The sequence below is a fragment of the Bradyrhizobium sp. genome (assembly GCF_049586575.1).
Taxonomy (GTDB): Bacteria; Pseudomonadota; Alphaproteobacteria; order Rhizobiales; family Xanthobacteraceae; genus Bradyrhizobium.
In genome coordinates, this window is the sequence record NZ_JBAVCF010000626.1 from 1 (window position 1) to 11,076 (window position 11,076).

General features: G+C 62.1%; 9 protein-coding genes. 6 read left to right on the forward strand and 3 right to left on the reverse strand.

Going from position 1 to position 11,076, the window contains the following annotated elements; all coding sequences use genetic code 11:
- Nucleotides 1-756 (forward strand): polysaccharide biosynthesis protein (locus WB528_RS23165; protein WP_423891058.1); only part of this gene is annotated, 756 nt, incomplete at its 5' end.
- On the opposite strand, the gene WB528_RS23170 is transcribed toward WB528_RS23165, so the two are convergent.
- Nucleotides 753-1,811 (reverse strand): MraY family glycosyltransferase, encoded by a 1,059-nt coding sequence (locus tag WB528_RS23170; protein ID WP_423891060.1) that lies wholly within the window; start codon nt 1,809-1,811, stop codon nt 753-755. The genes WB528_RS23165 and WB528_RS23170 overlap by 4 nt on opposite strands.
- Nucleotides 1,808-2,773: a lysylphosphatidylglycerol synthase transmembrane domain-containing protein gene (locus WB528_RS23175; protein WP_423891062.1), complete on the reverse strand. Its 966-nt coding sequence runs from the start codon at nt 2,771-2,773 to the stop codon at nt 1,808-1,810. The genes WB528_RS23170 and WB528_RS23175 overlap by 4 nt, the downstream gene beginning before the upstream one ends.
- Before the next feature lie 322 nt (nt 2,774-3,095).
- Here WB528_RS23175 and WB528_RS23180 point away from each other — a divergent pair, with 322 nt between their 5' ends.
- From WB528_RS23180 to WB528_RS23200, 5 genes are all read left to right on the forward strand, one after another.
- Complete coding sequence (locus WB528_RS23180) at nt 3,096-4,508, forward strand: mannose-1-phosphate guanylyltransferase/mannose-6-phosphate isomerase (RefSeq protein WP_423891064.1); 1,413 nt, start codon at nt 3,096-3,098, stop codon at nt 4,506-4,508.
- Nucleotides 4,509-4,739: 231 nt separating this feature from the next.
- Nucleotides 4,740-5,759 (forward strand): Gfo/Idh/MocA family oxidoreductase, encoded by a 1,020-nt coding sequence (locus WB528_RS23185; RefSeq protein ID WP_423891066.1) that lies wholly within the window; start codon nt 4,740-4,742, stop codon nt 5,757-5,759.
- Between the two features lie 44 nt (nt 5,760-5,803).
- Nucleotides 5,804-6,955: a DegT/DnrJ/EryC1/StrS family aminotransferase gene (locus WB528_RS23190; RefSeq protein WP_423891068.1), complete on the forward strand. Its 1,152-nt coding sequence runs from the start codon at nt 5,804-5,806 to the stop codon at nt 6,953-6,955.
- 86 nt (nt 6,956-7,041) lie between these two features.
- Nucleotides 7,042-8,571, forward strand: a complete 1,530-nt coding sequence (gene murJ, locus WB528_RS23195) for a murein biosynthesis integral membrane protein MurJ (protein ID WP_423891070.1) — start codon at nt 7,042-7,044, stop codon at nt 8,569-8,571.
- A gap of 171 nt (nt 8,572-8,742) precedes the next feature.
- On the forward strand, nt 8,743-10,245 hold the full coding sequence (locus WB528_RS23200) for an MmgE/PrpD family protein (RefSeq protein WP_423891071.1): 1,503 nt from the start codon (nt 8,743-8,745) through the stop codon (nt 10,243-10,245).
- A 346-nt stretch (nt 10,246-10,591) separates the two neighbouring features.
- On the opposite strand, the gene WB528_RS23205 is transcribed toward WB528_RS23200, so the two are convergent.
- Nucleotides 10,592-10,870 carry a high-potential iron-sulfur protein gene (locus tag WB528_RS23205; RefSeq protein ID WP_423891074.1) on the reverse strand — a complete coding sequence of 93 codons (279 nt, stop codon included), beginning with the start codon at nt 10,868-10,870 and terminating at the stop codon, nt 10,592-10,594.
- Nucleotides 10,871-11,076 lie beyond the last annotated feature (206 nt).

The window sequence follows — 11,076 nt, forward strand, 5'->3', positions numbered from 1 at the left end:
CTCGAGCGCGACTGGAGCGAGGGGGTCAAGACCAATATCTTCGGTTCGGTCAACGTTGCGGATGCCGCGTTTGCGGCCGGCGCCGAAGCGATGGTGATGATCTCGACGGACAAGGCGATCGAGCCGGTCTCGATGCTCGGCCTGACCAAGCGCTTTGCCGAAATGTATTGCCAGGCGCTGGACCATGATCTCGCGCAAGGGGGCCGCAAACGCATGCGGCTGATCTCGGTGCGGTTCGGCAACGTGCTGGCCTCCAACGGCTCGGTGGTGCCGAAATTCAAGGCGCAGATCGAAGCGGGCGGACCTGTCACGGTGACCCATCCCGAGATGGTGCGTTACTTCATGACGATCCGCGAAGCCTGCGATCTCGTGATCACGGCGGCAACCCACGCGCTCGGCGCGCTGCGGCCGAGCGTGTCGGTCTACGTGCTCAATATGGGCCAGCCCGTGAAGATCGTCGACCTGGCCGAGCGCATGATCCGCCTGTCGGGCTTGCAGCCCGGCGAGGATATCGAGATCGTCTTCACCGGAATGCGCCCGGGGGAGCGGCTCAACGAAATCCTGTTCGCCAGCGAAGAGCCGCCTGTCGATATCGGCCTTGCCGGCATCATGGCGGCCAAGCCCAACGAGCCGCCGATGCAGGCGTTGAAGAACTGGATGGGTGCGCTCCGGCAGGCGATCGAGAACGACGATCCCGCCACGATCAAGGCGATCCTGAAGGACGCGGTGCCGGAATTCGGATCGAACGCGGCCTAAATTGGTGCACCCGTCGACTGCGCGCCGCGCCGTCGTGAAAAACGGAACATCACAAACGCCACCGCGGCGCCGCCGAGAGCGATAAGCACGGCATCCGCTGACGGCGATGGCGCTAAAATCGAAATCACCGCAAGCACGGCGAGAGCGAGATTGAGCACGAACACCTCGTTCACAACTTGCCGGACCGCAAAGCCGTTGTCGGTGGCGCGCTGGTAGAAATGGGAGCGGTGCGCGACCCAGAACGGCTCGCGGCGCATCATCCTGCGCAGCAATGTCACGGTGGCGTCGGCCAGATAATAGAGCGGCAACAGCAACGCGGCCACGGCGTGTTGCTGCAACGCCAGTTGCAACAGGCACCAGCCGAGCAACAGGCCGATCGGCAGGCTGCCGACATCGCCGAGAAAAATCGACGCGACCGGACGGTTGAAAGGCGCAAAGCCGATCATCGCGCCGCAAAGTGCGGCGGCGACAAGGGTCGCGGATGCCGGAAATTCACCCAATAGTCCGAGCATCGCCAGAGCGGCCGTGATCGGCACCACCTCGACGACCGTCATCCAGTCGAGGCCATCCATGAAATTGACGAGATTGACGAACCATAGACCTGCAAGCACCAGCAAACCGTGTTCGATCCAGGCCGGGATGAACGGTATGAGCCGAAGATCGCACGGGCTTGTCAGCACGATCGCGCCGACCGCGACGGCCTGCAGCAACAGGCGGGGCAATACCGGGATAGGCTTGATGTCGTCGGCAAAGCCGACCGCCGCGATGAACACGGTCGCGCCGAAAAGCACGGCTGGGAAACTCGAACCGGCTTCGATACCGCCGGCAAGCGCGACGCCTGCGGCCGCCAGGGTCGCGGCAATCACGGCGATGCCGGCGCCCTGTGGCGTTGGCGTTCGGTGGGAAGAGCGCGCATTCGGCTTTGCAAGCGCGTGCTTCAAAAGATAGGGGTGGATTATCTTGATCAGACCGGCCGAGGCGATCGCGGCTGCGCCTGCTGACAGGGCCACAAGCCACCACGCCGATGCAACTGTCGGCCCCGAGCAGGCGGTCATTCCGGCGCCCCGATCGGCTCTGTACCTTTATCTTTGGCCGCCTTCTCGGCGGAGAAGATCCAGACCAGTCCGCCGATGGCTCCCACAAAGAACGACACCGCGCCATAAAGCAGCGAGACGTTGATGCCCTCGGTCGTGATCAGCCCGGCATAGCCGAAGGCCAGCCCCATCGTGGCTTCGCGGACACCCCAGCCCGCGATCGAGATCGGAAGCATCGTGATCAGCATGACCGGCGGGATCAGCAGGAACGTCTGGCCGAAGGTTACGGGTGCGGCGATCGACTGCACGACGCACCAGGCGATCACCACGGCGAGGAAATGAACCAGCAGCGAGAGCGCCGCCATCGCCGCCGCATTTTTCTTGCTGAAAATGACGCGGTTGGCGATCACGGCGCAGGCGTGAATGTGATGCGTTCCCCACCAATGTTTCAGCCACGGCCAGGGCAGCACGCCGAGGATGAGAAAGCCCGCCCCGCTGGCGAGCGCCGCGAGATCGACGAGCGCGAGCGCGGAGCGGCCGTAAGCGTCGCCGATCAGGCGATAGCTCCAGGGCAGGCTGGCGACGATGATGATGGCGAGCGCGATCAATCCGACGGCGCGATCGACGAAAATGGAATAGGTCGCGGCGCGCCACCCAGCGCCGGAGCGCGCCACCAGCCAAAGCCGCACGGCATCGCCGCCGATCGAGGAGGGCAGCGTTTGGTTGAAGAAGGCGCCGATCACGTTGTAGCGCATGGCCTGGCGGATCGGCAGCGGCGCGCCGCATTCGGCGCTGACGATGCGCCAGCGCAGTACGCCGATGAAAATCTGAAAAAAGCTGATGGCCACGGCCAACGCGAGCCAGGCGGCGCTGGCCAGATCGATGCGGGAGGCGAGATCGGAGAAGTTGGCCTTGCGGAGCGCGAGATAAAGCAGCGCGGCCGAGACCAGAATCTTGATCGCAGAAAGCAGGATCCGGCGCATTTCGCCCGCATTTGCAAGGTTTTGGGACAGCAATAAGGCTGCGCCACAGATCACTTTATTAGGCGTCGCGCGCCAGACTTCCGCGCCTTGGTATGGTTTTAGCGCCGATCTGGCAATAGCCGCCATGGAGGCACTGGCCGGCCCTGCTTTAGCTATTGCAGCCCCGGCGAAGGGGCGGCTAAAGAGGCGGGTCGGGCAGGGGTCTGATCACGGGTTAACGCTAAGAATTGACAGTCAAAGTTCGAGGACGGCTTGGGCACTTCCCGAAGCGCGCGGGCCGTGCCATCCCAACGCATCTATGCCGCCAGAGAATGAGGCGCCGATGGGCGAAAAAATTATTCCCTTGATCATGTGCGGCGGCGCCGGCACGCGGCTTTGGCCGGCCTCGCGCGAGGTGCGCCCGAAACAATTCCTGCCCTTGTTCGGAACACGTTCGACATTTCAGGAAACGATTCTGCGGGTATCGGACCCCACGCTGTTCGAGCGTCCGATCGTCATCACCAACAACGCCTACCGCTTCATGGTCTCGGAGCAGCTCGCCGAGATCGAGTCGGAGGCCGACATTCTGCTTGAGCCGATGCGCCGGGATTCAGGCCCTGCGATTGCCGCAGGCGCGGCGTTTGCAGAAACGCGCGCCAGCGATGCGATCGTGCTGGCGCTCGCCGCCGATCACGTCGTCCGCGACAACGCGGCATTTGTCGAAGCCTGTCGCGAGGGACTGGTCGCCGCCGGCAAGGGTCGGATCGTGACTTTCGGCGTTGCGCCAGAACGCGCCGCGACGGAATACGGCTACATCAATCCCGGCGAAGTCGTGTCGGGCAAGGTTCGCAGCGTCAAGCAGTTCGTCGAGAAGCCGGATGCGGCCAAGGCCACCGAATACGTCAAGGCCGGCTATCTCTGGAACAGCGGCAACTTCATGTTCCGCGCGTCCGTCCTGCTGGACGAGTATCGCAGCGTCGATGCGGCAAGCGTGCAGGCGGTCTCCGACGCGGTGGCCAAGGCCGGCCGTGACCTCGGCTTCTTCACGCTGGACGAGGCTGCATTTGGATCGGCAAAAGCGATCTCTATCGATTATGCCGTGATGGAAAAGACGGGGCATGCGGCGGTGGTGCCGGTCGCCTGCGGTTGGTCCGATGTCGGATCCTGGCACGCGGTCTGGGAACTATCGGCGAAAAACGGTCAGGGCAATGCCGCCCAAGGCATGGCCGTGTTCGAGGATTCCCGCAACTGCAACGTGATGACCGACAAGGCGCTGGTAGCGCTCGAGGGCGTTGACGATCTGGTTGTCGTGGCCACGCAAGATGCCGTGCTCGTCTCGCGTCAGAAAGACGCCAACGGACTGAAGCGCCTGGTCACGAAACTAAAGACGGTTGCCCCGCAGGTGACGGAAGAACACCTCAAGGTGCATCGTCCCTGGGGTTCGTATCAGTCGGTCGACATGGGCGAGCGTCATCAGGTCAAGCGCATCGTCGTCAAGCCGGGCGGACGGCTTTCATTGCAGAAACATCATCACCGTTCGGAACACTGGATCGTGGTGCGCGGTGCGGCCCGCGTGACGGTGAACGAAGCGGTCAAGACCGTGCACGAGAACGAATCGATCTACATTCCGATCGGCGCGGTGCACCGGCTGGAGAATCCCGGCAAGATATTGCTGGAGCTGATCGAGGTTCAGACCGGCAGCTATCTCGGCGAGGACGACATCATCCGGATCGAGGACGATTACCGGCGTTCGTGACGCCGGAACGGTTTCGGGCGCGGCAATGCTTTGAAACAGAGATGTAATTCTTTGAATCAAAACGTGTTTGGGCATCTCCGGCCGCCATTCGCCACAATTGCAGTGACGTGCTAGAGAACCACCGGCGCTGGAATGGTTCGGGAATCACCCATCGGGGGCGTGCTCCAGTCGGCCTGCGCCAACGGTCCTTCGGGGCCGGATCGGGTTCAGGGTATCAGGGGTCGAAAATACATGGTTTCAAAGGTGGTCGCCTCGGGCGAGAGGGCCGATGCGCAAGCTGCGCTTCGTGTTGGCGTGATCGGTGCAGGTATCATGGGCTCCAATCATGCCCGGGTGCTCGCAGGTTTGCCGGACGCTACCCTCGTTGGCATCGTCGACCCGCTGCCCGAGCATCGCACGCGCGCCACCGACCTCGTTGGCTGCCGTGCGTTTACGAGCCTCGACGAGTTGCTCGCCGAAGGCGTCGATGCCGTGACGATCGCGGCGCCCACGCATCTGCATCACGAGATCACGCTCGCCTGCATCGCACGCAACATCCACATCCTGGTCGAGAAGCCGATCGCGTCCTCCGTCGAAGAGGGGCAGGAGATGGTGGCCGCCGCCCGCCGCGCCGGCGTCACCTTGATGGTCGGGCATGTCGAGCGCTTCAATCCGGCGGTCGCGGCCATCAAGCAGGCGATCGCTGGTGAAGACATTCTTTCGATCGGCATCACCCGCGTCGGACCGTTCCCGCCGCGCATGTCGAACGTCGGTGTGGTGATCGATCTCGCCGTCCACGACATCGACCTGATCCGCTGGTTCACCGAATCCGACATCGTCGAGGTGCAGCCGCAGCTCTCCAGCGCCGTCGCCGAACGCGAGGACATCGCGCTCCTGCAATTTCGAACGGCCTCCGGCGTGCTCGCCCATATCAACACCAACTGGCTGACGCCGTTCAAGGCCCGCAACGTCACCGTCGCGACCCGCGGCAAGTACGTGATGGGCGATCTGCTGACCCGCCAGGTGACGGAGTGCTTCGGCTTCAAGCCCGACGGCAGCTATTCGATGCGCCATCTGCCGGTCGGTCATGACGAGCCGCTGCGCGCCGAGCTGATCGCGTTCCTGCGCGCCGTGCGAAGCGGCGGCCTGCCGGCGGTGACCGGTGACGAAGGCGTTGCCAGCCTGGAGATTGCGATTCGCTGCCTTGAAAATCCTCCGCGCCCCGCGGCAAGCTCGCCGCCCCGCAAGGGACCGCGCCGCGTCGTCGGTTAAGCTGTCTTCGCTCGATGCTTCTCGCCCAACCTTCGCAAGGCTCCATGAACCAGCATCTGCGCCCCGAAAACATTCCCTTCATCGACATCGCCGCTCAGCGTCGCCGCATCGGCCCTGCCGTGGACGAGGCGGTTGCTCGCGTGCTCGCCCACTGCCAGTTCATCAATGGTCCGGAAGTGGCCGCGCTCGAGGCTGCGCTTGCCGCCTATTGTGGCGCCAAGCATGTCGTGAGCTGCGCCAGCGGCACCGATGCGCTGATCATGGTGCTGATGGCCAAGGGCGTCGGCCGAGGCGATGCCGTGCTGTGCCCGTCCTTCACGTTCTGCGCGACCGGCGAGGCCGTCGCTCTAACCGGCGCGACACCGGTATTCGTCGACGTCGATGAAGCGACCTTTAATATCAACGCCGCCTCGCTCAAGCGCGGCATCGCCACCGCCAAGCGATTGGGGTTGAAGCCGCGCGGGGTCATTCCGGTCGATCTGTTCGGCCAGAGCGCCGACCACGATGAAGTCTTTGCCGCGGCCGTTCCCGAAGGGATGTTCGTTCTGGACGACGCGGCGCAGGCGTTCGGCGCGACCTACAAGGGCCGCCGGCTCGGCGGCATGGGCCTAATCACCGCGACCAGTTTCTTCCCGGCCAAGCCGCTCGGATGCTACGGCGACGGCGGCGCGATCTTTACCGACGACGCGAAGTTTGCCGAACTGCTGCGCAGCGTCCGCGTTCACGGCCAGGGTTCGGACAAATACGATAATGTCCGTCTCGGCCTGACCGGGCGTCTCGATACGATCCAGGCGGCGGTGCTGCTCGAGAAACTGAAGATCTTCGACGACGAAATCGCCGCGCGCAACAAGGTCGCCGAGCGCTATGCTCAAGGCCTCGGCAATGTCGTCACTATTCCGCGTCTGGCCAGCGGCCATACCTCGGTCTGGGCGCAATACACCATCCGCCTGCCTGTGGGCACCGACCGCGATGCGTTTGCGGCCGCGCTGAAAGCGCAGGGCGTTCCGACCGCGATCTACTATCCGAAGTCAATGCACCAGCAGACCGCCTACCAGGCTTACCCCGTCGCCGACGGCGGGCTTCCGGTCTCCGAGCGCCTGTCGTCGGATGTGATCAGCCTGCCGATGCACGCCTATCTGGGCGAGGCGAGCCAGGACCGGATCATCGAGGCGGTCCGGGACTTCTTTAACGCGTGATTTGGGCGTTGATTCCGCAAGCGAGGAGAGGGGAATAACCTCCTTCTTCGCTTCAAAGTAATCGCGTCATGCTTTAGAAGCGGCGCATGCTCGGTCGTATCTTCACCGTCGGCGGCTACACGCTCCTTTCGCGGCTGACCGGTTTTGCGCGCGACATCATGCTGGCGGCGATCCTGGGCGCCGGGCCCGCGGCGGACGCCTTTTTCGTGGCGCTGCGCCTTCCCAATCATTTCCGGGCGATCTTCGCCGAGGGCGCCTTTAATGCGGCCTTCGTGCCGGCCTATGCGCATGTCAGCGGCGAACGCGGCGAGAAATCGGCAAGCCTGTTCGCCGACCGCATCTTCACGCTCCTGTTCGTCTCGCAACTCGTTTTGCTGGCGGCTGCCTGGCTGTTCATGCCGCAGGCGATGAGCCTGCTCGCGCCTGGTTTTACCGACGATGCCGAGCAGCGGCGGCTCGCGATCGAACTGACACGGATCACCTTTCCCTATCTGCTTCTGATCACGCTGGTGACGCTCTATGGCGGCATCCTCAACGTGATGCATCGGTTTGCGAGCGCGGCGGCGGCATCCATCCTGCTGAACATCTCGATGATGGCAACGCTGGCGGTCGCGGTGTTCTTCCCGACGCCGGGACATGCGGCGGCCTGGGGCGTCCTGATCTCCGGTTTCCTGCAATATTTCCTGCTGGCGGGTGATCTCGCCACGCATGGCGGTCTGCCGCGCTTTGCGCCGATCAAGCTCGATGAAGACGTTCGCTCATTCTTCCGTGCGCTTGGGCCTGCCACGATCGGTTCGATGGGTACGCAGGTGGCGCTGTTTGCCGACACCATCATTGCGACCTTTCTGCCTGCCGGCGCGCTGTCCGCGCTGTATTATGCCGACCGGCTCAACCAGTTGCCGATCGGTGTGATAGGGATCGCCATCGGCACGGTTTTGCTGCCGGAAATGTCGCTGCGGCTGACGTCGGAGGATCACGAAGGCGCGCAGGTCGCGCAACGCCGCGCCTTCGATTTCACCTTGCTGTTGTCAGTCCCGTTCGTGACCGCCTTTCTGGTGGTGCCGGATCAGATCATGCGGGCGATGTTTGCCCGCGGCGCCTTCACCAGGGGCGATGCGGCGGCCGCGGGCGCAACGCTTGCCGCCTACGCGGTCGGGCTTATTCCGTTCGTCCTGATACGAAGCGCGGTTGCGACCTTCTACGCGCGTCGCGATACGGCGACGCCGGTCAAGGCGGCGTTGATTGGCGTTTCCGTCAACGTCGCGCTGAAGGTCGCGCTGGTCGGGTCGCTCGCCCAGGTGGGTCTCGCCCTTGCCACCGCGGTTGGAGCCTGGATCAACTTGTCGTTGGTGATCGCGTTTGCGGCGCGCGCCGGCTATCTGCGATTGGACGCGGCGTTGATGCGATCGCTGGCGAAATTCGTTGCCGCAGGCGTCGTACTGGGCACGGCGCTGTGGCTGGCGGCACGGCTCTCGGCCTCCTACATGTCAGGCTTGAGTATGCTGCATGACGAAGCCGCGTTTTTGTTGCTGATCGTGGTCGGTGCGCTGGTCTATTCGGGAGCGGTCCTGCTCTTGTTCGGCAGGCATTGGGTGATGTCGCTGATGCGCGGCTAGGGCGTGGAGTGTACGTACACGCTTGATGTCCGATTCTTGGCTCAGACGGGACATGCGCTTATTGGACCAAGACTTCCTTTTTGACCCATCTCGGACAGCGCCCTAGCCCGATAACGGCGCGGCATGCTTTAATCCGATCGCTATTGCTGCGATTTCATAATGGAGACATTCATGGAACGTCGTGATTTTTTGGCGCGAACGGCAACCGCCGTTTCCGTTACCCTCCTTCTCGGAAACTTCCGGTCCGACCGTTATCATTTCGTCGGTTCAGCGCTCGCTGCTGGCAACAGCGATGGCCAGAAAGCGACCCTTGAGCAAAGATTTGCCGATTTTGCATTAGCCATGAAATATGAGGTTCTGCCCGCCGACGTTATCACATCGGTCAAGCGCGTCCTTCTCGATACACTCGGATGCGCATTTGGATCGGTAGGATCCGAGCCTGCAAATATAGCCGAGACAACCATTCGTAAGACGTTCGGAGATGGCAATACGGCCACAGTGATCGGCTATCCGCGACCCGCTACCATAGAAGGTGCACTGTTCGTCAATGGCGTCCTCGTCCGTTCCCTCGACTTGAACGACACCTATATCGGCACCGAACCATTTCATCCGAGCGAGATGCTGCCGACGGCGATTGCGCTTTGCGAGGAGAATGGACGGACAGGCCGCGATCTCATCGAGGCGGTAGTCGCCGGCTATGAGGCCAGCATGCGCGTTAATGACGCCATCTCATTCATTGAACGCGGTTTCCATCCCTTGTGCGCGGCCTCCTACGGGATCCCTCTGATTGCAGGTAAGGTCTGGGGGCTTCCCAAGGAAGCCATAGCAAACGCGGTTGGAATATCGGGTGCCCGTGGCTTCACAAGCTTTGTCGTCAATAGTGGCGCGATCAGCATGATGAAAGCTATGGGACTTGCGGCCACCGCGACTGACGGCGTTTTCGCAACACGGCTCGCCGCACAGGGCTTTACCGGCCCTTCCGGTACGCTCGATTGGTTGGCGTCGAAAATGAAACCCGCCAAGGAGGGTTTTGCCGTTGACCTTGAGCTTGCGGGATATCGGCTGCCCCGGGTGGCGTTCAAGCGCTTCCCCGTTCAAATTGAGTTGCAGGCCGTGGCAGAGGCTGGCGCATTACTCTCGGCGAAGATTAAGGGTCGGGCACTTGATATACGGGCGATCACGGTTGAAACCTATCCCGGGATAATCGAGCGCGTTGCGGATCCTGCAAAATTCCGGCCGCAGACGAAGGGGACGGCCGATCACAGTCTTCCCGTTTGCCTCGCCATGGCCCTTCTCGACGGCGATGTGATGGTAGCGCAATTCGAAAAAGACCGCTGGCGGGCCAAGGACGTAATGGCGTTGGTGGAGAAGACTTCCGTGAAGCCCGGAGAGTCACTCATCTCCAAGCTCCCCAGGGGGCGTGGCGCAAACATAGAGATCGTCTTCACAGACGGTCAGTCTCTGCGCGAGACCGTTGAAGTTCCCGAAGGCGATGCGGAACGACCGTTATCGCGTTCGTCGCTCGAACACAAATTCATCAACTTTGCGGTTCCGGTCGTTGGCAAGGCTGGCGCAGAGCGGGTCATTTCACTCGTCGACGGTCTCGAAGAGTTAAAGGATGTCCGAGAATTGACCCGAGCCCTAAGGGGTAGCGGAAAACAAAATCCAGCGTGAACCTGAACAACTAGTCAACGGGCGATATGGATAGCGACGTCGGGTGTTGGCACTTTTGAGACATGCGGAATGATCCTCAGAATGTCTGCTAGTCGGGGAAGATCGGAAGTGGCCGGCGCGCTGTCAAAGCGACGCCAATGACCCGTTTCAGACTTGAGCACTTTGCATGGACCAGCGATTCCCACTGGTCAAAAGTTCCAATGGCGGGATACCAGCCACCGCCGCAGCCCGAGCGAGGACCAGTTTGCTAACACCGTTCAGAGAGGCCGCAGACAATCCGAACCTTTTCAAAGTTCGAAAAGCTGCAAATGTGCTAGGGAGCCGATCGCCGCCGGATGTTTGGAGTCTACGCCGGCTTCTTCGCATAGACCATGCACCAGCCTTGCGCGGCAACAGTTCCATCCACGATTTTGCAAGCCGATGGGGCTTCAAAGTGCACGCAATTGTCGCAGCGTTGCTCCCCCTTCGGAGTGTCCTGATACTTCACAGCCTGTTGCGACGCCTTGGCCGCCTGCGCGGGCGTCGATGTGCCGATAACCGCTGCCGCGCCTGTGACTGATGCCCCGGCAGCGCCGGCCGCGATGGTCAAAACCTGCCGCCGGGAAATTCCTTGTGATCCTGTCATGACACGTCGTCCCACTGTTAGAGGCACTCAATAGCGTCATCGTGGTTTCGCGGCGCCGCAATGGTTTCTTTTGTCTGCGATCTCGCAGCGCATTCAAGGGTCGATGCTACGCGCGATACCAGCGCTCGTCTGTATAAAATTGACCACTTGAGTTTTAGCGTGACGGCTGTTCAATTGCCGTAGAAGAGGCGGAATGCTCCGTTTAC